The organism is Polynucleobacter sp. MWH-UH19D, from assembly GCF_040409795.1.
Lineage (GTDB): Bacteria > Pseudomonadota > Gammaproteobacteria > Burkholderiales > Burkholderiaceae > Polynucleobacter.
The window spans coordinates 1,306,960-1,328,471 of record NZ_CP099571.1; the positions used below are offsets into that span (position 1 = coordinate 1,306,960).

Below are 21,512 nucleotides of genomic sequence, written 5' to 3' on the forward strand. Positions count from 1 at the left end.
TGACCCCTTTTATATTTGGCCTTGATACGCCTTACATCTTCATTCTAGTTTCTACTTGTCTTACTATCAATAACGCCTGGATCATCATTAGGCTGACAGGAAATAGCGTTATTTTTGCAATGAATTACTCTAATTCATTGCTCCAACTTCGCACCTGATTGCTGGACCACCCTGCTCCATTTAGCGGATTCTTGCGCAATCAATTTTGAGAGATCTTTTGCGCTACTTGGGGCAGGATCTAAGCCTCCAGCAAGTAGGCGTTTTTTTACTTCTGGATCATTGAGTGCACGATACGTGAGTTGGTTTAACTGCTTCTGAATAGGCGACGGCAAATTAGCAGGCGCCATCAGCGAGAACCAGGAAACCGCCTCAAATCCTGACAAACCCTGCTCTGCAAAAGTGGGAATGTCTGGTGCCGCAGGAGAGCGTTTTAAGGTGGTAACTCCCAAAGCTTGCACTTCGCCTGCTTTGATCAGGGATAGTGAGGAAGATAGGTTGTCAAACAGCATCGAGATTCGACCGCTGACTAAATCAGGCAAAGATTGTGCGCGACCTTTATATGGAATATGCCGAATTTGTATACCTGCCATTTCTTTAAAAAGCTCACCCGACATATGTAATGAAGTCCCTACTCCCGATGATCCGAAGGTGAGTTGATTGGGCTTTAACTTGGCAAGATCGATCAGCTCATGCAAATTATTAACGCCGAGCTTTTTATTTACCACCAAAACATTAGGGGTGCTCGCAAGAAAACTAATGGGTGTGAAATCCTTAATCGGATCAAACGACATCTTTTCATAGAGTGCGCCATTAATTGCATGAATACCTACCGTACCAATCAATAGGGTATAGCCGTCAGGTTCACTCTTGGCAACGATTTCTGCGCCAATGTTGCCACCATAACCTGGACGGTTTTCAACCAAAACAGGAACGCCCAAACTTTGCTGCCAACTTTCCGCTAAAATACGCGCTAAGATATCAGGCGCACCACCTGGAGTAAAACTCACTACGATTCGAATATTTTGTTTAGGCCAACTAGCGCTCTTCAAAGTTTGCGACCAAGTCGTATTCGAACTTAGTAGCAAAGCAAGGCCAATCAAAAGAAAGAGAAAAAATGGGCGCTTAGCCACTTGAGGAAATTGCATTCTTAGCGAGCTCAGGTTAAACCTAAGCCAGTTCAATTAAAAACCAAAACGAGAACGTAACCAAAGCCAACCCTCGTAACGACTTGGATCATCGGCACAGGCACCAACACCACACTCCAGCAGCGTAGACACAAGATTGCCAAACACAAGCAGAATGAAAGCGATAATTAGAATATTGGCAAACCAAGAGCGCGAACGCACATCTCGATTTGGCAACATGAGCAAAATAGCCATGCCAGCTAACAAGCCCAAGTAACCAACAAAAGCCCAGGTATAAAAATGAAGCTCTAGAAAAGTTTTCCCGAAACCTTTATCGCCCGGAAGAATATGAAGAAAAACTTGACGCAAGGAAACCATCATCCCAACTAAACCACCGATGATGCCCCAACCATAGTGAGCAGAATGAGCACCACAACGAATATTTAATACCAGCGCAAATCCAATAATGACAAAACCAATGCGTTGCATCAAGCACAGTGGGCAAGGTAGCTCGCCAAAATAGAGCTGGTCGAAAAAGGCATAGGACAAGGCACCAACGACCGCCAATAAGGCTAGTTGATTACCAAGTGATGCCAATGAAGGAAAAGACTGTTTACTCATGCGAACTTAAAGACTGATATTCAGATGGCTATTCGCATGAAAACGGAACCACACTATGAGCACGGCAACGGTCACCGCAAGAACAGAAAGACCAGCAAGACGTTTCTCAAACCAAACCAGGATGAGACCAACAAAAGCTGTCAGAAAAGGCAGGAACATATACATAGGATAATTCTAGCGTAGTACCGTTTAGCGCCTAGCAAACAGTCAAACCAAACCTAGAAAAATGGTCTTTCAAAGTAGTCATTGTTTAGAATAACTCCATGAACGATAGCGTAAGTAAAAATGCCACATCCCCCTTGCCTTAATCTTCAAATAGACGGGGCAATTGCTCGCATTACTTTCAATAATCCGGCCGCACGTAATGCTATGACCTGGCCCATGTACGAGGAACTCAAATCTATTTGTGGCGCCTTGGCCATCAATCCATCCATTCGGGTCGCCATCTTTAGAGGTGCTGGTGACAAAGCATTTGTATCAGGCAGCGACATTCAGCAATTTGTTGATCTAAAAAAAGATGAGGCTTACGAAGTGGCTGTAGACAACATCTTCAGCTCACTCCAGCAATTACCGATGCCGACTATTGCCCTGATTGAAGGTTTAGCCGTTGGCAGCGGTTTGCTGATTGCTACCGCTTGTGATTTCCGCATCTCCACACCTGATGCACGTTTTGGTATTCCTGTTGCGCGCACTTTGGGCAATTGCTTATCTCCCAGCAACCTCTCATGGATTAGCGCTCACCTAGGCATCCCGATAGTTAAAAAAATGCTTCTGACTAGCGAATTAATTAAAGCCCCAGAGTTACTTGCCTCGGGCTATCTTTATGAAACTGCTAATGCAGAAGAAATTACTCAAGCAGCGGATGCTCTTGCCCAAAAGCTCGCCACTCTAGCGCCTATTACTCAAAAGGCCAGCAAGCTAACCATAGCGCGCTTATTAGAAAGCAATCTTCCCGAATGTACTGATCTGATGCGCGAGACCTACAACAGCCTAGACTTTAAAGAAGGCGTCAATGCTTTCCTAGAGGGTCGCCCACCGAAGTGGGCTGGCAAGTAATCTTTGACTTTAGTTCCTGCTTTTAGTTCTTGGCTTGATTTAAGAACTGAACAACTATAGTGACAAATAGATCGGGCACCTCAACGTGTGGGACATGACCAACGTTATCAATCGGCACTAGTTTCGCATTCGGAATGATGGCTTGAGCTTTTTTACCCAACTCTGGGAAGTTACCCAACGACTTCACCGCCTCTGGTGGAGCAAAGCGTCTTCCGAATACTGTACGGTCTTTTTGGCCAATCACCAACAATACTGGCATTTTGAGCTCTGGCAAATCATTGACCACTGGTTTCTCAGCAATCATTTGGTAGGTTAATACCGATGTCATTGCATATGCAGGATAGTCAGGACCCTTTTGTACACGAACATATACCTCCACAAACTTTTCATAAGCAGGTTGCCAATTTGGAAAATAGCTTTGCAAGAAACGGCGATAACTTGTCTCGGTTTGCGCCATTTCTAACTTTAATAAATTATCGTTTTGCTGTGACGGTATATCTTTGCTGTAATCCTCCAAACCTAAAGGATTTTCTAAGACCAGCTTTTGCACTGTTTGCGGATACAGGCGCGCAAACCGAACCCCAACCATACCGCCCATTGAGTTGGCAATCACAGAAACCCGCTGAATGCCCAATGATTTAAGCAAGGCTTTAGTATTTAAAGCCAAATCATCAAAGTGATATTGCACATTTGGCTTTGAGGATTTACCAAATCCAATTTGATCAGGTGCTATCACCCGATAGCCCGCTTGCGTTAAGCCAGCAATTGTTGGCGCCCAGTAGTCGCTAGAAAAATTCTTTCCATGAAAAAGTAGCACCACACCCTTTTGCTTCCCTTGGGCGGCAACATCCATATAAATCATGCTAGCTGGCACACCCTGCAAGCTAGTCTTGAACTCCTTGGTTGGATATGGATATGGCCAAGCACTTAAACGTAAATCGAGTGGGGCAGCATTGGCATAAAGCGATGCCGTGGGAGACCCACCATTTGCACTGGTAGCTGAGTTTACTGATGGATTACTGGCGCAGGAAGTTAATAATCCAATCAATACAGAAGCTGTGAATAACGTAGCAACTGTGGCAAGTACGCGAATCGTTTTCATATAAGCCCAGAAATTAAATTACACAATTTTGGTTTTGAGGTTTTTTAAACCCTCAACACTACCCTCTAAAACATCACCCTTCTTCACAGGACCAACTCCAGCAGGCGTTCCTGAAAAAATTAAATCCCCTGGCTCTAGAGTAAATAAGGTCGAAAGATACGCAATGGTGTCAGGCACGTTCCAGATCAATTGATTTAAATCGCCTGACTGACGTTCTTCACCATTTACAAGTAATTTCACGGCACCTTTACTTGGGTGACCACATTGAGTTACTGGGGTAATCTCACCGCAAGGTGCGGATTGATCAAATGCCTTGCCTGTATCCCAAGGGCGGCCCATCTTCTTTGCCTCTCCTTGCAAATCGCGTCTTGTCATATCAAGGCCCACGCCATAACCATACACATGGTCCAGGGCCTTATCGGCCGAAATATTTGAACCACCTTTACCAATTGCTACAACCATCTCAATTTCATGATGGACATCATTTGATAAATTGGGATAAGCCATATCCTTACCATCAGTAACGATCGAGTTTGCTGGCTTCATAAAAAAGAATGGCGGTTCGCGGTCGGGGTCATGCCCCATCTCTCTTGCATGATCCGCATAGTTACGGCCTACACAATAAATTCGGTTTACCGCAAAGCGACGACTATCGCCTGTCACAGGCAAAGAAATTTGCACTGGCGGATCTATTACAAATGCTGAACTCATAAAAACCTCTCTCAATATTATTTTTGTTGCTTTCTTTGTGTAGCAGTATGACGCAATTTCAACATCAAGATACTCAGCGCCAAAGCAAAGGTCATTGCATTAGCCAAAATCAATGGCCACTTCTCTAGAACCAAGCCATAAACTAGCCACAAACCCACCCCCGCTGTAAACAAAGAATACATCCCCAGAGATATTCCAGAAAGATCACGCGTTTTCCATGACCAAATTGCTTGAGGTAAAAATGCAACTGTAGTCAAAAAGGCGGCGCAATAGCCAACAATCTCAATCTGGTAGGGCTCAAGGTTCATGAATTTATTGTAATTTGCCTAGACCAGAACATTAATGGCCACATGAGGAAATATTTTCGCCGGCACTTAGCGCTGCAATCAAATCATCCTGATTAATCTTATCTCCAATATTTATAGGAAATAAAGAGTGGCGAATAAAAAAATTATTTCTTGTTCACTCCCGTTTTGCGAGCTTCAATCTCTTTGTTGATTGCTGCAATTGTTTTAGCGTCTGGCGACTTCCAGTTACCACCAGAGTTATTCACCATATAAACAAGCGCATCGGAGAATCCCTCAATACTTAAATTAGGATTGCCCCCTTTTGGCGGCATACCACGTACCCCAAAGTAAGCGTGGGCAGTCAAGGTAACTTGGCCTTCTGCGATTAATGGCGCCCACTTCGCCTTATCACCAAACTTAGGCGCATTTAGTACACCAGCGCCATGACAATTTGCACATACTTGCTTATAGGTATTCTCGCCAGATTGGGCAAATATACTGAATGACATAACGGAGGCAAGCAACCCAGTTACGATTGGCAATATCAATATCTTTTTCATTCGAACCTTCATATAGATCTATGTGAGTAAGAATGTATCGTAAATTACGGAAAATTGCTTTTAGGTGCCTACCCTAAGGAAAATGACTAACCCAAACCAAAATAAATAGCTATGCGATAAGTAATGAAAGAAGCGATATACGCTAGTCCAAATAAGTAACTCAACATTACAGCCGGAACTTTCCAGCCACCAGTCTCTCGCTTCACAGCAGCAATCGTAGATAGGCACTGGGGTGCAAATACAAACCAAGCCAATAAGGAAAGTGCGGTAGCTAAAGACCAATCCCCTGAAATCAGGGGTATTAACGCTTCAGCAGCATCAGCACTAGAGCTAGATAAAGCATACACCGTAGCCAATGAACTCACCACCACTTCACGTGCAGCCATCCCCGGCACTAAGGCAATGCTAATTTGCCAATTAAAACCAATTGGCGAAAAGATGTTCGCTAGAGCTTCGCCCAGCATCCCCGCAAAACTATATTGAATTGGTGGCAAGGTTGCACCTTCAGGCGGTAGCGGAAAGCTCGATAACACCCATAGTCCAATTGTCATCACTAAAATGACGCCACCAACTCGACGCAAAAAGATTTCAGCGCGTTGCCATAGGCTGATTGCTAGATTACCCAATCGAGGCAAGTGATAGCTGGGCAACTCCATCATCAATACATTGGTTCTAAACTGCTCGCTCGCAAAACGCTTCAATACCCAAGCAACTGCCATTGCCCCCAGGATTCCAGCGAGGTAAAGAAGGAATAAAACCAATCCCTGCAAATCAATATTCGCCCATAGCTTTTGTTGCGGAATAAATGCGGAGATCAACAACGCATACACTGGCAGACGCGCAGAGCAAGTCATCATTGGCGCTATCAAAATAGTTACCAAGCGATCCCGAGAATTAGAGATACTTCTCGTTGCCATGATTCCTGGAATGGCGCAGGCAAAACTAGATAGCAAAGGAATAAATGAACGGCCAGACAACCCTACCGACCCCATTACCCTATCTAACAGATAAGCCGCTCTTGGCAAGTAGCCAGACTCCTCAAGCAGCAGAATAAAGAAAAATAAAATCAAGATTTGTGGCAAGAAAATCACCACGCCACCAAGTCCCGCCAAAATACCATCAATCAACAAACTTCTAAGCCAGGTATCTGGAAGGAACTCGCTAATTTGACCGCCAAGATATTCAACAGAAGACTTAATTATTTCCATTGGCACTGTCGCCCAACTAAACACCGCTTGGAAAATAAAAAAGAGTAGCGCTACCAAAATAATGGGCCCCAAGACCGAGTGCAACAAGACAGAGTCCAAACGATCGCTCAAGCGATCAGGAATAATTTGATCGAGACCCAAATTCGTTAAGATCCGTTGAACTTGCACGTTATCTGCCTCAGCATGAGCAATATGCGAGGCAACATTTTCTAGGGTGGCGTCACTAGTACCAGTGCGCAAATTATTTAGATTGCGCCAATCTAATTCTGCTAAGCATGACTTAATTTCATCAGCGCCATTTGCATGAATACCTACGCTTGTAACTACGGGCAGACCCAATTCTTTTGAAAGCGCTGCAGTATCAATATTCAAACCTTGACGCTTAGCTACATCCAACATATTCAGAACAACTACGCAAGGTAAGCCCAAGCGCTTGGCAGCCAAAACTAAACGCAAATTACGACGCAAGTTCATTGCGCTCAAGATGCACAACACTAAATCTGGGCGCTTCTCACCTTCCGCACGACCCATCAATACATTACAAGTGACACGCTCATCAAGCGATCTTGGATACAAGCTGTAAGCACCCGGCAAATCTAATATGCGAATATTTTTTCCGGAAGATAAAGTGAGACGCCCTTCCTTTCGCTCAACGGTAACGCCAGAGTAATTAGCAACTTTTTGTCGGCTACCAGTTAACAAGTTAAATAAGGCAGTCTTTCCACAATTCGGATTGCCCAATAGGGCGACCAGGGGCTCGCTAGGGAAAAAGTGGACAGTGGATTCAGTCATTCACTGGCTCCACCTCAATCATGTGCACCTCGGAATAGCGCAAAGCAAATGTGGAAGCCCCTACTCGCACAAGATAGGGTCCTTTTTTTAATAAGCCTTTGCGCAATAAAGTAACCTGCTCTCCTGGCAAAAAACCAATATCTTCCAGTTGCCCCTTAATTTGAGGAGCGCCTTTGGGTGAATTGACTACGCTCACCCGATAAAGACTGCCTAAGCGTACTTGGTCTAAATTCATGTAATTTATTCAATATGCTTGTTTGTGCCTGAAGTTTTGATTTGATAGTCATTATAGCGATAAATGAGAATGACTATCATTCATACAAAAGAAGAGAAATTTAGACAAATAATGCGGTATTTTTAGTCAGCCAGCTTTGATCCAAAGCAAAAGCTGAGCTGCTAATGCATACTGACCAAAATCTTTTTATAGTTGAGAAATGTACTTACCAAAACACTTCGCTGCTGATGATCAAGACTTGCTAGCGCAGCTCATCAAGGAGTACCCGCTTGCCACTCTTGTTGGCAGCCTCAATGATCAACTCGAGGTTAATCACTTGCCATTGATGCTCAGCTCCGATAAAAAGAAGTTGCATGGGCACATCGCTAGAATGAATCCGCTGATGAAGATTGCGCAGAGTTCAGAAACTGCGGTTACGGCAATCTTTCATGGCCCTAATGCTTATGTCACTCCAGCATGGTACCCCTCTAAAAAGGAATCAGGAAAAGTTGTTCCAACCTGGAACTATGCGGTAGTTCATGCGCAAGGTCACATTAAACTCATTGAAGATGCGCTATGGCTCAGGAGTCATGTGTCGCAAATGACCAATATTCATGAGCCAACCTATCAATCAAACTGGAAGCTTGATGATGCTCCAGAAGACTATGTGCAAACAATGCTCAAAGCAATTGTTGGAATCGAGATCGAGGTTGAGAGTTTGGTTGGCAAATTTAAGCTTAGCCAAAATCGCCCTCCAGAGGACTGCGATGCCGTTGTGAAAGAACTAGAGAAATCCCCGCAAGAAATGTTGCAAGCTATGCGTCAATATATGAAGCCGTAAATGAATTGCGATTATGGTGTTGCATAACCATATTTAACTAGGATTGCCTTAGCCTGAGTGGTCTGCATAAATTGATACAACTCCCTAGCCTCTTGTGAGGCCCCTCTCAAGAGAACCATTCTTTGTTTGATGGGCTCATAAAGTTTTGGGTTTAACAAAACAAAATTTGTCTCTTTGATCACCTCAGGCGACTTTGCCAAGGAAAGCGCAGTAAACCCAATCTCTGCGGCACCTGTGACAACGTAGGTTGTTGCAATACCGATATTATCGCCGTACACCAACTTATCCTTAGCCAGACCCCATAAGCCCTCAGACTTCAGAAATTGAACCGTCGCCCTACCATAAGGGGCTAACTCTGGTTTGGCGATAGCCACCTTATTTGCTTTAGCAATTATTTTTGCTAACTCCACTTTGTTATCAACCAAAACCACCCCAGATTGACTCTTCGCGATCAAAGCCAATTTACCTACGGCATACACTACTCCATCATCAATTGTCTTGCCGTTCTTGTAAAGCTCCAAAGGAAATTGCTCATCTGCAGCAATAAATAAACTAAATGGCGCGCCATTCATAATCTGTGCAGTGAAATTACCTGACGAACCATAAACCACCCTCATCTCTGACTTTCCTGCCAATTTGAACGCAGAGGCAATTTCAGCGAAAGCGTCTTTCATATTCGAAGCTACAGCAACTGTTGTGCTTTGGGCAAATGCTAGATTTACACAGAGCAAGAAAACCGCTAATAGAAAATTTGAAAAAGGACGCATAGTTAGCCCTATTCTAGTCAAACAACTCTTCTATAACCACTATAGCCAGCTTTCAACTTGGCGATTTAGACTAATCGCTTTATAGCCCGGAATTTTGCTCGAATAACTACGAATTCTACGAACCAATTTCGATGATTCAGGATGAGCAAGCATCTCTTTATGCATTGCAATAAAAAATACCTCATCTTTCAGCGGCACAAAACCTAAGCCATTTTCTAAAGCAACATTTTTTACCCCAAGACCAACATCAGCCTTACCAGCCAATATCGCATTGGCAACTGCAGAGTGAGTAAATTCTTCATGAAGATAGCCATTGATTTCAGAAGGATCAATGCCTTGTTCGATCAAGGATGTATCAAGCAATAACCTTGTACCAGAGCTAATTTGGCGGTTAATGAAACGAATTTTAGGATTCAGCAAATCTTCAATTGCATGGATACGCAATGGATTCCCCCTCTTCACCATAAAACCTTGAGTACGCTTCATCACGGGGAAAATTTCAATACCGTGTTTGCGCAACCGCTCATGAATGACTCGCGAATTCTTTTCGTCTGATACATGGTAGCCGGCTATATGAGCATTGTTACTTAGCAATTGCTCTAAAGATTCTCCAGATCCAGCAATCTTTAAGCCAAATCCTTTTACTTCGGAAACAACCTTCTGAATAACCGAGTCACTACTGGAATAAAAACTCCAGCGAGCATTTTCTATTTTTTGATATTTCTTAATTTCTCTATGCAGAGTGTCTTCATAATTGATTCCATGCTGCACATAAGCGCCCTGCAACTCTTCAATAAATTGACATAGGAATGAGCCAAATTCTGTTAATTTTGAGCCGTGCCCTTTGGTACGAACTATCAAAGGTATACCTAGACTTGCCTCAACTTGATTCAACTTTCCCCAAACGCCGCGATAAGAAACTCCAGAGTTTTTGCTGGCCAAGACCAATGAGCTGCCACCCCGAATATCTTTTAATAACCCTACTAGCCAGTAAAGATCAATAGCATCCTTTTCCGGTTCTCGAGCATTCAGAATGAGGGTTGGTCTAGCTTCTATTCGCATATGTAATTTTTTGCATATTCATTAAGTATTAATGTATGCGATGATACAAATTTACTCAACCCCCATCGTATTTAAATGAGGTATTTCATGAACAAAGCACTTAACTCGTTTTTCGTAAGTCTCTTACTTGTCACATCCACCCTCACTTCGAATGTCCAAGCCCAAGAAAAAAGCATTATTGTTTCCTCAACAACATCTACTGAGCAATCCGGCTTGTTTGGCTATATCCTGCCAATCTTTAAGATGAAATCTGGCATTGATGTCAAAGTGGTCGCCGTTGGAACGGGTCAAGCACTTGATATCGGTCGGCGCGGTGATGCGGATGTCGTCTTTGTGCATGACAAACCCGCCGAGGAGCAGTTTGTTCAGGATGGCTACGCCACAAAACGCTATGAAGTCATGTACAACGACTTTATATTGATCGGACCTAAATCTGATCCAGCAAAAGTTGGCGGCGGCAAGGATATTCAGGCTGCCTTTCAAAAGATTGCAGCAGCTCAGGCACCCTTTGTCTCACGTGGAGATAAAAGCGGTACGCATGCTGCTGAACTCCGGTATTGGAAAGGCGCTGGTATTGCCGTTTCCCCAAGCCAGTCTTGGTATAAAGAAACTGGCTCAGGCATGGGTCCTGCTCTCAATACTGCCTCTGCTATGAATGGCTACATCCTTGCTGACAGAGGCACCTGGTTAAGCTTCAAGAATCGTGGGGATCTCACGATTCTTGTTCAAGGTGATCCCAAACTCTTCAATCAGTATGGTGTGATGCTGGTGAACCCAGCTAAGTTCCCTCATGTTAAGAAAGCAGAAGGGCAAGCATTTATTGATTGGCTAGTTTCCAAAAATGGTCAAGACGTCATTGCTAGCTATCAAATTGGTGGTGAACAACTCTTTTTCCCGAATGCGAAGAAATAATCATGCGCCTGCTGAATATATGTAAAGCAACATCTCTAGGTGCATTGCTTATCAGTGGATGTTATATATCTATGGCGCAAAGCAACCCAACTTCTCCAGAGGCCATTTATGGAAAGAGTGCTAAAAGCTTCACTCTCGCAACTGGTAGCCCTGGAGAGCTAGGTCTTCTACAAGCACTGGGTGAGGCTTTTGATAAAAAAGAGGGTGCTCGTTTAGTTTGGATCAAAGCAGGTAGCGGCGCCTCACTCAAGCTATTAAAAAATGCTCAGGTTGACATGATCATGGTGCACGCACCCGATGCCGTTAATAAAGCTATTGCTGAGGGTTGGGCCGTCAATAGAACATTAATTGGTTCGAACGAGTTTTATATTGTTGGACCAAAAAATGATCCAGCTAGCATCAAAATAGCTTCAAGCGGCGCTGATGCGTATTTAAAAATCGCAAATACACAAAGTAAATTCATTTCTAGGGGCGACAACTCTGGGACTCACCAAAAAGAAATAGATATCTGGAAGAAGACTGGCATCACGCCTAACGGCTCATGGTATATCGTCACAAATGACTTCATGACTGCATCCCTCAAAAAGGCAAATGCAGAGGATGCGTACTTTATGACTGATAGCAGCACTTGGGTCGCCGAGAAAGATATTGCTCCAAATCTGCAAATTCTTTATCGAGGCGATCCATTTTTAGTCAATACTTATGATGCCCTAGCAGCTCCAGTTGGGGCAACCGCCAATCGAGATATTGCAGTGAAATTCATTCAATTCGTTTCGTCGAATGAAGGCCAAAAGATCATTCGGGACTACGGCAAATCAAAGCACAGAGAGCCTCTCTATAATGACGCTACATATGCCAAGCAATATGCTCACTAGGGGAAATTATGGAATTAAAAGTTAAGCTAAGCGCACGCAATACTCTGAGCGGTAAAGTGGTTGAGCTCAAAATGGGTCAAACTACCTCGCATGTGAAATTAGATATTGGAGGGGGCCATATTGTGACCGCCTCGATCACCAACGAAGCCGTCGGAGAACTCAATCTAAAGGTGGGAGATCAAGCATGGGCGGTTATTAAAGCCTCTGACGTCATGGTGGCTAAAGAGGCTTAAAAGTAGGCTCCTTAAACAAAAAGCCCGCATTAGCGGGCTTTTTGTTTTGCCAGATTAATCCAGCAAATTTTATATAAGGAATTACTTCTTCGGCGTTACAAAACCAATCGCAGTGTCGTCCACAAACTCAACCATTACATCATCGCCAGCTTTAAATTTCTCGAGACCAAGAACACTGGAATCAACTTTCACTTTTTGCTTCTCGCCACTTGGCATTGTGAAAGTAACGATGCGAGTTTTTTGATCAATTGTGCTGATTTTTACGGTTGCATAAATCGTGTCGGTAGTTTCTTCAAAAGGCTTTGCAGATCCTTTACCAGCTACCACAACAGAACGAACACCAGAAACGCCAGGCTTGGCATCTTTGCCAGCAGCAGTTAAACCAACTGCAATCGCTTGGGCATGCTCAACCAAGAATACGTCACCCTTCTTTACTTTATCCAAATCATTTACAGACTTGGCAACATTCATCTGCGCCAAATTACCATTCGCATCTTTCAATACAACAATGCGTTTTTTTGCGTCCACTGAATCTACCGTTGCACTAAGAACTACTACATCGGCAGCCAAAGGCAACATTTTGGTAGGCAATTGAGCAGAGGCAGAGGTAGCAAAGGCAATACCAATAGCGGCAAATAGACCAGCAAGTAAAGATTTCTTCAAAATAACTCCTAAATGAATAAAGGGTTTAAGGGATTGACTTGGATATTCCAGAACGAATCGCTTACTTCATTGTAACCATAATCAATACGCCTCTAATTAGCTATTTCTTTGATACATTAGATAACCCCCCCACTACCAACATATACCCGTGAACATTCTGATTAGATCTTGGCAAGAAGCAGAAAAAGACGCCTTCAAGGTTAGGAGAGCGGTTTTTATTTTGGAGCAAGGCGTTCCAGAGGAGCTTGAGATTGATGAATTCGATTCATCTGCATTGCATGCTCTCGCCTACCATGACAATGTCTGCATTGGAACTGCTCGATTGCATATGAGTTATGATGGATCTGGCCAAATTGGGCGTATGGCTGTGTTAGCAGGATTTCGCAATCGTGGGCTAGGTCTTCAAATCATGAATGTTCTGATGGGGGTAGCCCAATCAAAAGGGCTTAGCTCCCTGATGCTGCACGCCCAAGTAGACGTCATTCCATTCTATGAAAAGCTGGGCTTCAGGGCAGAGGGTCCGATATATGACGAAGCTGGCATTCCACACCGTAATATGATGATGATATTGCCAACCTAGATTTACTGACTATGACAGCCACCACTCATTCAAACTCTTCTGCATTTACATATATTCATCGCGTTTGTTATTCCGATACTGATGCGGCAGGATTTGTTTATCACGGTCGCTATCTCGAAATTTTTGAGCGCAGTCGTGCTGAATGGCTTGCTCAGCGCGGCCAAAGCCCTACTAAGCTCATGAATGAATTTAACATCGTGATGCCAGTACGTGAGCTCACCATGAACTTCTATAAACCTGGAAGACTAGACGATCTCTTGCACATTGATCAAGTCATTGAGCATCGCGGTCGTACGCAAGTGAGCGTAAAGCAAACTGCTCAACGCAAACTCTCTGATAGCAATGAAATGCAGGTGATTGCTAGTGCTACTTTGCATATTGTTTGTGTAGATACCAATACCCTCAAACCCAAAGCTTGGCCAGATTGGTTATTTAATGCTGAGTAAGCTGGCGTCAATTAAGCTATGGAGAAAAATATGACTGATGGCAAGTTACTTACCTTTGTCAAAGAATTAAGCCAACTACTCAACCAAAATCCAAGTGAAGAAATTATTTTTACCAAAGGTAAAGGATTACTTCGGAATCTGATTGCTGTAGATGACTGGTTGCCAGTAGAATTTACAAAACCACATCCCCAGTACTACCAGCAATACCTTCTCTACGCAGATCCATTAGATCGCTTCTCAATTGTGAGTTTTGTATGGGGGCCTGGTCAGAAGACACCCATCCACAATCACACAGTTTGGGGTATGGTTGGACAGTTGCGCGGAGAGGAAAAAGGCACGCCTTACTATCGCCAAGCAAATGGTACGTTTAAAGCAGGTGAATCTTCTATTTGCCCTCCAGGCCATGTCGATACTGTCTCGCCAACCACTCACGATATTCACGTAGTGGAAAACAATCTTTCTGATCAGACCTCAATCAGTATTCATGTATACGGTGGCAATATCGGTAGAATTCAGCGCTTCGTTTTTGATCCGATTACAGGAGCAGAAAAATCGTTTGTATCGGGATACGCCAATACTCTCGTTCCAAATCTGTGGAACCCATAATCCATCACTAAAATTACTCGTATGACCACCATCAATAACACCAACCAATCAAATGAACCGCGCCTAACCTCCCTCTCGCATGGGGGTGGCTGTGGTTGCAAAATCGCACCTAGCGTTCTTTCTGAGATTCTCAAGAATGTGCCGCAGTTGCCATTCCCTAAAGAACTCTTGATTGGCATTGAAACTTCAGATGATGCGGCCGTATATCAAGTTAATGACTCGCAAGCGATTGTTGCTACTACTGACTTTTTTATGCCGATCGTAGATGATCCATTTGATTTCGGAAAAATTGCTGCAACTAATGCTATCAGCGACATCTATGCCATGGGTGGCACCCCACTCTTTGCTCTTGCCTTGGTTGGTATGCCCATCAAGGTGCTATCCAACACAACCATCGCCAAAATTTTGGAGGGCGGTGCTGAGGCCTGTCGCAGCGCGGGAATTCCAATTGCTGGCGGTCACACCATTGATTCGGTAGAGCCTATTTATGGACTAGTTGCTATTGGTATTGTGGATCCTAAACGCGTCAAAAGTAATGCGAAAGCGCAACCCGGAGATGTATTAATACTAGGCAAACCATTGGGCGTTGGTGTTTTGTCAGCAGCCCTCAAGAAAGATTTACTTGGACCAGATGGGTATCGTGAAATGATTTCAAACACCACGAAACTCAATTCTGCTGGCCCTGACTTGGCAAAAATCAATGGCGTACATGCCTTAACTGATGTCACAGGCTTTGGTTTAGCAGGACACACCCTAGAGTTGGCTCGGGCATCAAACTGCACTGCTCACATTGACTGGAGTCAAGTACCCCTACTATCCAATGTTCAAAATCTAGCGGATGAAGGAATCATTACGGGGGCATCTGATCGCAATTGGCTTAGCTATGGCGATGAAGTTGCTATACCCGCGAATTTCACTACAGCGCAGCGCGCACTACTAACAGATCCCCAAACCAGTGGTGGCTTATTAGTGTCATGCAGCCCTGAGTCCGTTAAAGAAGTGCTGAATATTTTTAACCAACATCATTTTTTAGGCGCTCGCGTGATTGGTCAAATGAGCAAACGACAAGGCAAGCCTTTAGCTGTTTCGTAAGCCAATCTTCTATTAGTCTTTGAGATTAAACACACTCGAAAAATCGAGCTGACCATTACCTGCTTTGCTGTGAGCCTCATAAAGTTTCCGAGACAAATCTCCTAGTGGTACGCTCGCACCAAGATCTTGAGCATTCTCAATTGCCAAGCCCATATCTTTGAGCATGAGGTCCACCCCAAATCCGCCAGCATAGCCTTTGGATGAGGGCACGTTTTCCATAACGCCAGGACAAGGGTTATATAACTCTAGCGCCCAATTACGCCCAGAACTTTTGGCCATGATGTCCGAGAGAACTTTTGGATCCATCCCATTTGCAATCCCCAAGCGCAAAGCCTCGCTAGTGCCCAGCATCTGAATACCCAAGAGCATGTTGTTACAAACCTTAACAGTCTGACCCGCACCATTACCACCCGCATGAAAAATATTTTTGCCCATCTTCTCCAATATTGGGCGTATACATTCCACTGCTGAACTTTCACCACCAACCATAAATGTCAATGTTCCCGCTTGAGCGCCTGCGGTGCCACCAGAAACTGGCGCATCGACCATTACAAAACCTTTAGCCTTTGCCTCACTTGCAACTGCCTGCGCAACTTTTGGTGAAATCGTTGAACAATCAATCAAGATCGCTCTGGGATTGGCGTTAGCTAGCAAACCCTTGTCACCTAGATATAAGCCTTCCACGTGACGTGAAGCAGGCAACATGCTAATCACAATATCTACTCCATCAGCGGCAGCATTGGCGCTAGTCGTCACTTTGCCTCCAGCTTGAGCAAACGCATCGATTTGGGCTTGCACTAGATCAAATCCGATTACCTCATAGCCCGCTTTTAGCAAATTGATTGCCATGGGTAACCCCATATTACCTAAGCCAATAAATCCGATTTTCATATTGCTCCTAGTTTATTAATAACTTGCGCGATGCTAAATACTTAACCCCAAGCGGTCCGTAGGTCTCTGAGTGGGTTTGATTAAATTCGAGTGCAAAAATATCGCCTACCCCATACCTTTTTGAGGCGCCTTGAATTTGGATTTCAATATAACCATCAATCACTAAAGCCTTTACTGCAAATGGGTGTGCGTGATCAGCAAGATGCCCATTGGGTGGTTGCTGAACTTCAACAGGCTCTGGATAACCCGACTGCGATAAGGCTTCCAAAAATTGTGTTTTATTCATGTTGAAACTATAGCGCGGATATACACTCTTTTCAGCATTCACTCTCTTTAGGAGATAAAACACCATGACAGTCAAAGTAATCGGCCTCATTCAACTTACAGATGAGCTCGCTTTTGAGCAATATCGCTCGCAAGTCGGTAAAACAGTTGAACATTACAAGGGCAGCGTCGAGTATCGCGGGTCTCTAACGGAGATCTTTTGGAACGAGCTCAGTTGTGAAGCATTTAGCGCATATGTTGAGCTGAGTTTTCCATGCAAAGAAGATGCTAAAGCTTGGGCTCATAGCGCTGAATATCAAAGTCTTTTAGGGGTTCGCAATCAGGCAATGAGGTTAACCCTATTTGGAGTAGAAAATTGACAATAAAAAAGCCCAGCTTTGTGAGCCAGGCTTTTCATCAATTGGGGGAAAGAATTATTTCTTCGCTTCCATTGCCTCTTTAGCAGCAGTAATTTCTTTACGACGCTCTTTGCATGCACCTGCAATCTCTTGCAAGGCCTTACGGGCGCGTGCGGCAGATGCCTTAATACCTTTTTCAATGAACTTCTCGTTTTCAGCTTTGTATGTTTCAAAAGCGGCTAACAATGTATCGTGTTGTGACATCTCGTCTCCCATTAATCAAATAAATAGTCATTACTACAGCGAAATTAGTATATCCCCATAAAAAGTGGAAAAAAGGGTCATTTTTATCAGGGATAACTCTTAGAAGCACCATATAAGCCAAAAATGTTCTAATAAGAAAAAACACTAGGAGACAGCAAAAATGATCAGAAATTTACTGATATTAGCCTTCACCAGCTTGATTTCACTGATGGCGGTAGCTCAGACCACCTCATGGCCCGCCCCCAATCGTCCAATTACTTTTATTAACCCGTTTCCACCTGGTGGTGCGGTAGATGCTTTTGGTCGCCCATTGGCAAAGCAGTTATCCGTTCAGCTAAATGACTCAATTGTGGTGGATAACCGAGGCGGAGCTGGTGGCACTGTAGGTGCTGCAGCTGCAGCAAAAATGACGCCTGATGGATACACTTGGCTCCTAGGTGCAGTTCACCATTCGATTGCGCCAAGCATGTATCAAAATCTTTCTTATGACATTACTAAAGATTTTGAACCAATCGCAATTATCGGTAGCGTTCCGCACGTAATTGTTGTCAACCCCACCAAGTTTCCTAAGAATGATTTGAAATCCATCATTGAGGAGATTCGTAAGTACCCTGGTAAATATAACTACGCCTCAACTGGCAATGGCACCTCTCAACACCTAACGGGCGAGCTATTCAAGATACAAAATAAGTTGTTTATCACGCATATCCCTTATCGCGGAACTGGGCCGGCTCTTCAAGACCTTGTTGCAGGCCAAGTGGATATGATGTTTGACACTCTTGCAGGTGCTGCACCCTTTATTAAAAGCGGTCAATTGATTGCGGTTGCTGTCGCGAGCAATCAACGTAGCCCAGCCTTTCCAAATGTTCCCACGGCACAAGAACTCGGCATCAGCAATTTCGTAGTCTCTAGTTGGTATGCCATGTGGGCTATCAAAGGCACCCCTAAAGAGATTGTCGACAAAATGAGTGCCGAAGTGCAAATTGCATTGGCCTCACCCGAGATCAAAGAGCGCTGGGCAGGAATGGGTGCGAGCGTCCCTAAAATGACGCGCAGTGAATTAAATACCTTCATCAACCAAGAAATCATTCGCTGGAGTGAAGTAGTCAAAAAATCAGGTGCTAAGCTCGATTAAAAATATTATTTCGCTAATACAGAAAATAAGAGACACGAAAAATCAATGCGCATTTCAACAAAAAACTACTCCTTTGTTCGCAATAAACTTTTAAATAAAGAAGAGATTGCATTTTTAGACGTCAGAGAAGAAGATCCCCATGCACGCGAGCACCCTCTATTCGCTGCTAACGTGCCACTGTCTCGCATCGAAGTAGATGCCTATGGAAAGCTTCCTAAAAAGAACGTGCCAATTGTGACACTTGATGATGGCGAAGGCTTTGCCGAATTGGCGGCAAAACGCTTAGTTCATCTAGGCTTTACAGACGTCTCGGTATTTGAAGGGGGCATTCAGGGCTGGAAAGATGCTGGTGGAGAATTGTTCAAAGATGTAAATGTGCCCAGCAAATCCTTTGGCGAGCTCGTTGAATCAAAACGACATACGCCTTCACTATCCGCTCAAGAAGTTAAACAATTATTGGACAACAAAGAAGATGTGGTGGTTGTCGATGTTCGTCGCTTTGATGAATACAACACCATGAGTATTCCTACGGGGATCAGCGTCCCTGGCGCAGAACTAGTTCTCCGTTTACCCGAGTTAGCTCCTAACCCTAAGACAAAAGTCATCGTCAATTGCGCTGGCAGAACTCGTAGCATCATTGGCACACAGTCATTAATTAATGCAGGCATTCCAAATGAGGTTAACGCTTTGCGCAATGGCACGATTGGCTGGACACTTGCAGGTCAAGAACTAGACAAAGGTCAAAGTCGTAAATTTAGGGAAGTAAGCGACAGCACTACCAATGAAGCAGCCGCCCGCGCCCGCAATGTAGCCGACCGCGCTGGTGTGAAACGAGTCAACCTCAATACTGTCCACGAATGGATGAAGCAAGCCGATAGGACAACTTACTTTTTTGACACTCGCACGCCTGAAGAGTTTGAACACAGTCATTTACCCGGCTTTCGGTCTGTACCCGGTGGACAGCTCGTTCAAGAAACCGAAATGGTTGCCCCCGTCAGAGGTGCACGCATCGTGCTTGTCGACCCCAGTGGCGGAGGCGTCCGCGCAAATATGCCAGCTTCTTGGTTGGCACAAATGGCGTGGGAGGTTTATGTCTTAGACGATATCAAGGCATCCGATCTTACCGAGCAAGGAGTATGGAAAGCACCAATGCCACCGCTACCCAAAGCAGCAACAGTGGATGCAAATACGCTATCAAAGTGGCTCAAATTGGATAGCAACACGATTGTGGTTGATTTCAGCACCCACGCTAATTACATCAAAGGTCACATTCCGGGAAGTTGGTATGCATTGCGATCTCAGTTGCAAGACGCCTTAAGTAAATTACCCAAAGTAGATCGCTATGTATTAACAAGTAACCCTAGCGAACTGAGTATTTTTGCAGCGCAAGAGTTTGAAACCCTTACCGATGCGGAGGTACTCGTCCTAGAGGGTGGTAATTCCGCCTGGATTAATGCAGGCTTTGAGATGGAAAAAGGAGCGAGCCACCTCGCATCACCCCCGCTTGATCGCTATAAACGTCCTTATGAGGGAACCAGTGTAGACCCAGCAGCAATGCAAGCATACTTAGACTGGGAATTTGGCTTGGTAGAACAACTGGGCAAGGACGGAACCCATCACTTCTGGGTCCTTTGAGTCCTTGCAACCAACTTGGTAATGAGTTGGCAATAGCTAGTTAAGCAATCTTATTGCGCAATACGCCTATCCCGGTGATATTTGTCTCCATAATGTCGCCAGGTTTCAAAAACTCTGGCGGCTTTCTACTAAAACCGACTCCAGAAGGAGTTCCGGTCGCAATGATATCCCCTGGCAACAAGGTCAAACTGCGAGAAAGCTCCGCAATGACTACAGGGATTTTGAAATACATTTGCTTATAGCTTGCGTTTTGCTTTTCAACGCCATTTACCCGACAGATAATGCGCGTGTCATCCAAATTAACACCGCCAGCCGTCACAATCCATGGACCCATCGGGCCATGTCCATCCAAACTCTTTCCTTTAAACCATTGTCCAGAATGACGCTTTTGCTGCACATCGCGAGCAGTTGTGTCGTTATAGGCTGAATAGCCAAAGACGTGGTCCATGGCGTTTTCTTCAGAAATATTTTTTCCTTTTTTACCAATCACAACTGCCAGCTCCGCTTCCCAGTCGATCATGGTGGAATAGCTTCCATCATAAGGAATAGGATCATAAGGGCCATTCATAGTCTGCGTGCCTTTAGTAAATAACACGGGTACCTTGGGATACTCTTTAACCCCTTGATCGGCACGCCTTTCTTTACCTTCATCAAAATGATCCAAATAGTTCCAACCAACGCAATAAATATTGCTTTGAGGTTTTGGAATGGGTGACAATAAAAGTACCTGATTTACGTTCTGCGCTTGAGTTCCACGATTTTTAAATAATGCGGCAAGCTCTAAAAGTCCTTTATTGCCAGAACCAGCCAAGGAAATCATTGATGTTGGGTCAAATGAGAGTTGTAATTTTTGACGACTTGCTTCTGCAGGAATGTCTATCACTAGACCGTCGTTCGTCACCAAACCTAAGCGTGAAGTAGCGCCCATTCGCGGCAGATAATTGGCTACCCTAAATCCTGCTTTACCTGTTAAGGGCTCAACCACAACTGGTGGCTGGCTATCTGCAGCAGCCAGAGCATTGGTCATCATCATGCCACTCAATGCGGCAGTTGCACTAAGTTTCAGCGCATCTCTACGATTTGTATCCACAGCATCTCCTTCGTTTAGCTTTAATTTTTTATGGTTAACTATTGCGATTCATTAAGCCTAAGCTCTGCGGTAAATCTTAATACCAAACTACAGTCTTGGGCATAAAAACTAAAACTTGGCTA

At 44.3% G+C, this 21,512-nt stretch carries 28 protein-coding genes; 12 read left to right on the plus strand and 16 right to left on the minus strand.

Annotated features, from left to right (window positions below; genetic code table 11):
- Positions 1-134 precede the first annotated feature (134 nt).
- The 3 genes from NHB34_RS06585 to NHB34_RS06595 are packed head-to-tail and all read right to left on the minus strand — an operon-like array spanning position 135 to position 1,904.
- A complete protein-coding gene (locus NHB34_RS06585; RefSeq protein WP_353426846.1) occupies positions 135-1,145 on the minus strand; it encodes a tripartite tricarboxylate transporter substrate binding protein in 1,011 nt (336 codons plus the stop codon).
- Positions 1,146-1,181: 36 nt separating this feature from the next.
- Positions 1,182-1,745, minus strand: a complete 564-nt coding sequence (locus NHB34_RS06590; protein WP_353426847.1) for a disulfide bond formation protein B — start codon at positions 1,743-1,745, stop codon at positions 1,182-1,184.
- A gap of 6 nt (positions 1,746-1,751) precedes the next feature.
- Positions 1,752-1,904: a DUF5993 family protein gene (locus NHB34_RS06595; protein WP_353426848.1), complete on the minus strand. Its 153-nt coding sequence runs from the start codon at positions 1,902-1,904 to the stop codon at positions 1,752-1,754.
- Positions 1,905-2,030: 126 nt separating this feature from the next.
- Here NHB34_RS06595 and NHB34_RS06600 point away from each other — a divergent pair, with 126 nt between their 5' ends.
- Positions 2,031-2,801 (plus strand): enoyl-CoA hydratase/isomerase family protein, encoded by a 771-nt coding sequence (locus NHB34_RS06600; RefSeq protein ID WP_353426849.1) that lies wholly within the window; start codon positions 2,031-2,033, stop codon positions 2,799-2,801.
- Positions 2,802-2,823: 22 nt separating this feature from the next.
- Here NHB34_RS06600 and NHB34_RS06605 read toward each other — a convergent pair whose 3' ends face one another.
- From NHB34_RS06605 to NHB34_RS06630, 6 genes are all read right to left on the minus strand, one after another.
- Positions 2,824-3,903, minus strand: a complete 1,080-nt coding sequence (locus NHB34_RS06605; protein ID WP_353426850.1) for an alpha/beta hydrolase — start codon at positions 3,901-3,903, stop codon at positions 2,824-2,826.
- An 18-nt stretch (positions 3,904-3,921) separates the two neighbouring features.
- Positions 3,922-4,614 (minus strand): fumarylacetoacetate hydrolase family protein, encoded by a 693-nt coding sequence (locus tag NHB34_RS06610; RefSeq protein WP_353426851.1) that lies wholly within the window; start codon positions 4,612-4,614, stop codon positions 3,922-3,924.
- Positions 4,615-4,631: 17 nt separating this feature from the next.
- Entirely contained in the window at positions 4,632-4,922 is a 291-nt protein-coding gene (locus NHB34_RS06615) for a SemiSWEET transporter (protein ID WP_353426852.1), read from the minus strand.
- Between the two features lie 143 nt (positions 4,923-5,065).
- Complete coding sequence (locus tag NHB34_RS06620) at positions 5,066-5,461, minus strand: c-type cytochrome (RefSeq protein WP_353426853.1); 396 nt, start codon at positions 5,459-5,461, stop codon at positions 5,066-5,068.
- A gap of 86 nt (positions 5,462-5,547) precedes the next feature.
- Positions 5,548-7,461 carry a ferrous iron transporter B gene (locus tag NHB34_RS06625; protein WP_353426854.1) on the minus strand — a complete coding sequence of 638 codons (1,914 nt, stop codon included), beginning with the start codon at positions 7,459-7,461 and terminating at the stop codon, positions 5,548-5,550.
- On the minus strand, positions 7,454-7,696 hold the full coding sequence (locus NHB34_RS06630; RefSeq protein WP_353426855.1) for a FeoA family protein: 243 nt from the start codon (positions 7,694-7,696) through the stop codon (positions 7,454-7,456). Before NHB34_RS06630 ends, NHB34_RS06625 begins: the two co-directional genes overlap by 8 nt.
- 199 nt (positions 7,697-7,895) lie before the next feature.
- Between NHB34_RS06630 and NHB34_RS06635 the strand changes: the two genes are divergently transcribed.
- Complete coding sequence (locus tag NHB34_RS06635; RefSeq protein WP_353426856.1) at positions 7,896-8,516, plus strand: FMN-binding negative transcriptional regulator; 621 nt, start codon at positions 7,896-7,898, stop codon at positions 8,514-8,516.
- Positions 8,517-8,527: 11 nt separating this feature from the next.
- On the opposite strand, the gene modA is transcribed toward NHB34_RS06635, so the two are convergent.
- A complete protein-coding gene (gene modA / locus NHB34_RS06640; RefSeq protein WP_353426857.1) occupies positions 8,528-9,283 on the minus strand; it encodes a molybdate ABC transporter substrate-binding protein in 756 nt (251 codons plus the stop codon).
- 39 nt (positions 9,284-9,322) lie between these two features.
- Complete coding sequence (locus NHB34_RS06645) at positions 9,323-10,345, minus strand: substrate-binding domain-containing protein (protein ID WP_353426858.1); 1,023 nt, start codon at positions 10,343-10,345, stop codon at positions 9,323-9,325.
- Positions 10,346-10,432: 87 nt separating this feature from the next.
- On the opposite strand from NHB34_RS06645, the gene NHB34_RS06650 reads away from it, so the two are divergent.
- From NHB34_RS06650 to NHB34_RS06660, 3 genes are all read left to right on the plus strand, one after another.
- Complete coding sequence (locus NHB34_RS06650) at positions 10,433-11,257, plus strand: substrate-binding domain-containing protein (RefSeq protein ID WP_353426859.1); 825 nt, start codon at positions 10,433-10,435, stop codon at positions 11,255-11,257.
- Positions 11,258-11,328: 71 nt separating this feature from the next.
- Positions 11,329-12,132: a substrate-binding domain-containing protein gene (locus NHB34_RS06655; protein ID WP_353426860.1), complete on the plus strand. Its 804-nt coding sequence runs from the start codon at positions 11,329-11,331 to the stop codon at positions 12,130-12,132.
- An 8-nt stretch (positions 12,133-12,140) separates the two neighbouring features.
- Positions 12,141-12,365, plus strand: coding sequence for a molybdopterin-binding protein (locus tag NHB34_RS06660; protein ID WP_353426861.1), 225 nt, complete (start codon positions 12,141-12,143; stop codon positions 12,363-12,365).
- 81 nt (positions 12,366-12,446) lie between these two features.
- On the opposite strand, the gene NHB34_RS06665 is transcribed toward NHB34_RS06660, so the two are convergent.
- The gene (locus tag NHB34_RS06665) at positions 12,447-13,028 is read right to left on the minus strand and encodes a hypothetical protein (RefSeq protein WP_353426862.1); all 582 of its coding nucleotides are present in this window, start codon (positions 13,026-13,028) and stop codon (positions 12,447-12,449) included.
- A gap of 148 nt (positions 13,029-13,176) precedes the next feature.
- Between NHB34_RS06665 and NHB34_RS06670 the strand changes: the two genes are divergently transcribed.
- The 4 genes from NHB34_RS06670 to selD are packed head-to-tail and all read left to right on the plus strand — an operon-like array spanning position 13,177 to position 15,752.
- A complete protein-coding gene (locus tag NHB34_RS06670; RefSeq protein WP_353426863.1) occupies positions 13,177-13,608 on the plus strand; it encodes a GNAT family N-acetyltransferase in 432 nt (143 codons plus the stop codon).
- Between the two features lie 11 nt (positions 13,609-13,619).
- The gene (locus NHB34_RS06675; RefSeq protein ID WP_353426864.1) at positions 13,620-14,054 is read left to right on the plus strand and encodes a YbgC/FadM family acyl-CoA thioesterase; all 435 of its coding nucleotides are present in this window, start codon (positions 13,620-13,622) and stop codon (positions 14,052-14,054) included.
- 30 nt (positions 14,055-14,084) lie between these two features.
- Positions 14,085-14,660: a hypothetical protein gene (locus NHB34_RS06680; RefSeq protein ID WP_353426865.1), complete on the plus strand. Its 576-nt coding sequence runs from the start codon at positions 14,085-14,087 to the stop codon at positions 14,658-14,660.
- Between the two features lie 21 nt (positions 14,661-14,681).
- Positions 14,682-15,752 carry a selenide, water dikinase SelD gene (gene selD / locus NHB34_RS06685; RefSeq protein WP_353426866.1) on the plus strand — a complete coding sequence of 357 codons (1,071 nt, stop codon included), beginning with the start codon at positions 14,682-14,684 and terminating at the stop codon, positions 15,750-15,752.
- Positions 15,753-15,764: 12 nt separating this feature from the next.
- On the opposite strand, the gene mmsB is transcribed toward selD, so the two are convergent.
- Together mmsB and NHB34_RS06695 are read right to left on the minus strand one after the other, a co-directional pair.
- The gene (gene mmsB, locus NHB34_RS06690) at positions 15,765-16,643 is read right to left on the minus strand and encodes a 3-hydroxyisobutyrate dehydrogenase (protein ID WP_353426867.1); all 879 of its coding nucleotides are present in this window, start codon (positions 16,641-16,643) and stop codon (positions 15,765-15,767) included.
- A gap of 7 nt (positions 16,644-16,650) precedes the next feature.
- Positions 16,651-16,929: a cupin gene (locus tag NHB34_RS06695; protein ID WP_353426868.1), complete on the minus strand. Its 279-nt coding sequence runs from the start codon at positions 16,927-16,929 to the stop codon at positions 16,651-16,653.
- 64 nt (positions 16,930-16,993) lie between these two features.
- Here NHB34_RS06695 and NHB34_RS06700 point away from each other — a divergent pair, with 64 nt between their 5' ends.
- Complete coding sequence (locus NHB34_RS06700; RefSeq protein ID WP_353426870.1) at positions 16,994-17,287, plus strand: DUF1330 domain-containing protein; 294 nt, start codon at positions 16,994-16,996, stop codon at positions 17,285-17,287.
- Between the two features lie 54 nt (positions 17,288-17,341).
- Here the strand turns inward: NHB34_RS06700 and NHB34_RS06705 are convergent, their stop codons facing one another.
- Positions 17,342-17,530: a hypothetical protein gene (locus NHB34_RS06705; protein ID WP_028819023.1), complete on the minus strand. Its 189-nt coding sequence runs from the start codon at positions 17,528-17,530 to the stop codon at positions 17,342-17,344.
- A gap of 160 nt (positions 17,531-17,690) precedes the next feature.
- Here NHB34_RS06705 and NHB34_RS06710 point away from each other — a divergent pair, with 160 nt between their 5' ends.
- The gene (locus tag NHB34_RS06710) at positions 17,691-18,665 is read left to right on the plus strand and encodes a tripartite tricarboxylate transporter substrate binding protein (protein ID WP_353426871.1); all 975 of its coding nucleotides are present in this window, start codon (positions 17,691-17,693) and stop codon (positions 18,663-18,665) included.
- Between the two features lie 45 nt (positions 18,666-18,710).
- On the plus strand, positions 18,711-20,300 hold the full coding sequence (locus NHB34_RS06715) for a rhodanese homology domain-containing protein (RefSeq protein ID WP_353426872.1): 1,590 nt from the start codon (positions 18,711-18,713) through the stop codon (positions 20,298-20,300).
- A 40-nt stretch (positions 20,301-20,340) separates the two neighbouring features.
- Here the strand turns inward: NHB34_RS06715 and NHB34_RS06720 are convergent, their stop codons facing one another.
- Positions 20,341-21,390 (minus strand): fumarylacetoacetate hydrolase family protein, encoded by a 1,050-nt coding sequence (locus NHB34_RS06720; protein WP_353426873.1) that lies wholly within the window; start codon positions 21,388-21,390, stop codon positions 20,341-20,343.
- Positions 21,391-21,512 lie beyond the last annotated feature (122 nt).

Coding starts and splice junctions, on each gene's coding strand:
- NHB34_RS06675 (WP_353426864.1), top strand. CDS start 13,620: ATGACAGCCACCACTCATTCAAACTCTTCTGCATTTACATATATTCAT.
- NHB34_RS06635 (WP_353426856.1), top strand. CDS start 7,896: ATGTACTTACCAAAACACTTCGCTGCTGATGATCAAGACTTGCTAGCG.
- NHB34_RS06645 (WP_353426858.1), bottom strand. CDS start 10,345: ATGCGAATAGAAGCTAGACCAACCCTCATTCTGAATGCTCGAGAACCG.
- NHB34_RS06620 (WP_353426853.1), bottom strand. CDS start 5,461: ATGAAAAAGATATTGATATTGCCAATCGTAACTGGGTTGCTTGCCTCC.
- NHB34_RS06595 (WP_353426848.1), bottom strand. CDS start 1,904: ATGTTCCTGCCTTTTCTGACAGCTTTTGTTGGTCTCATCCTGGTTTGG.
- NHB34_RS06605 (WP_353426850.1), bottom strand. CDS start 3,903: ATGAAAACGATTCGCGTACTTGCCACAGTTGCTACGTTATTCACAGCT.
- NHB34_RS06680 (WP_353426865.1), top strand. CDS start 14,085: ATGACTGATGGCAAGTTACTTACCTTTGTCAAAGAATTAAGCCAACTA.
- NHB34_RS06660 (WP_353426861.1), top strand. CDS start 12,141: ATGGAATTAAAAGTTAAGCTAAGCGCACGCAATACTCTGAGCGGTAAA.
- NHB34_RS06625 (WP_353426854.1), bottom strand. CDS start 7,461: ATGACTGAATCCACTGTCCACTTTTTCCCTAGCGAGCCCCTGGTCGCC.
- NHB34_RS06615 (WP_353426852.1), bottom strand. CDS start 4,922: ATGAACCTTGAGCCCTACCAGATTGAGATTGTTGGCTATTGCGCCGCC.
- NHB34_RS06710 (WP_353426871.1), top strand. CDS start 17,691: ATGATCAGAAATTTACTGATATTAGCCTTCACCAGCTTGATTTCACTG.
- NHB34_RS06630 (WP_353426855.1), bottom strand. CDS start 7,696: ATGAATTTAGACCAAGTACGCTTAGGCAGTCTTTATCGGGTGAGCGTA.
- NHB34_RS06650 (WP_353426859.1), top strand. CDS start 10,433: ATGAACAAAGCACTTAACTCGTTTTTCGTAAGTCTCTTACTTGTCACA.
- NHB34_RS06700 (WP_353426870.1), top strand. CDS start 16,994: ATGACAGTCAAAGTAATCGGCCTCATTCAACTTACAGATGAGCTCGCT.
- NHB34_RS06715 (WP_353426872.1), top strand. CDS start 18,711: ATGCGCATTTCAACAAAAAACTACTCCTTTGTTCGCAATAAACTTTTA.
- NHB34_RS06585 (WP_353426846.1), bottom strand. CDS start 1,145: ATGCAATTTCCTCAAGTGGCTAAGCGCCCATTTTTTCTCTTTCTTTTG.
- NHB34_RS06600 (WP_353426849.1), top strand. CDS start 2,031: ATGCCACATCCCCCTTGCCTTAATCTTCAAATAGACGGGGCAATTGCT.
- mmsB (WP_353426867.1), bottom strand. CDS start 16,643: ATGAAAATCGGATTTATTGGCTTAGGTAATATGGGGTTACCCATGGCA.
- NHB34_RS06655 (WP_353426860.1), top strand. CDS start 11,329: ATGGCGCAAAGCAACCCAACTTCTCCAGAGGCCATTTATGGAAAGAGT.
- modA (WP_353426857.1), bottom strand. CDS start 9,283: ATGCGTCCTTTTTCAAATTTTCTATTAGCGGTTTTCTTGCTCTGTGTA.
- selD (WP_353426866.1), top strand. CDS start 14,682: ATGACCACCATCAATAACACCAACCAATCAAATGAACCGCGCCTAACC.
- NHB34_RS06590 (WP_353426847.1), bottom strand. CDS start 1,745: ATGAGTAAACAGTCTTTTCCTTCATTGGCATCACTTGGTAATCAACTA.
- NHB34_RS06705 (WP_028819023.1), bottom strand. CDS start 17,530: ATGTCACAACACGATACATTGTTAGCCGCTTTTGAAACATACAAAGCT.
- NHB34_RS06695 (WP_353426868.1), bottom strand. CDS start 16,929: ATGAATAAAACACAATTTTTGGAAGCCTTATCGCAGTCGGGTTATCCA.
- NHB34_RS06610 (WP_353426851.1), bottom strand. CDS start 4,614: ATGAGTTCAGCATTTGTAATAGATCCGCCAGTGCAAATTTCTTTGCCT.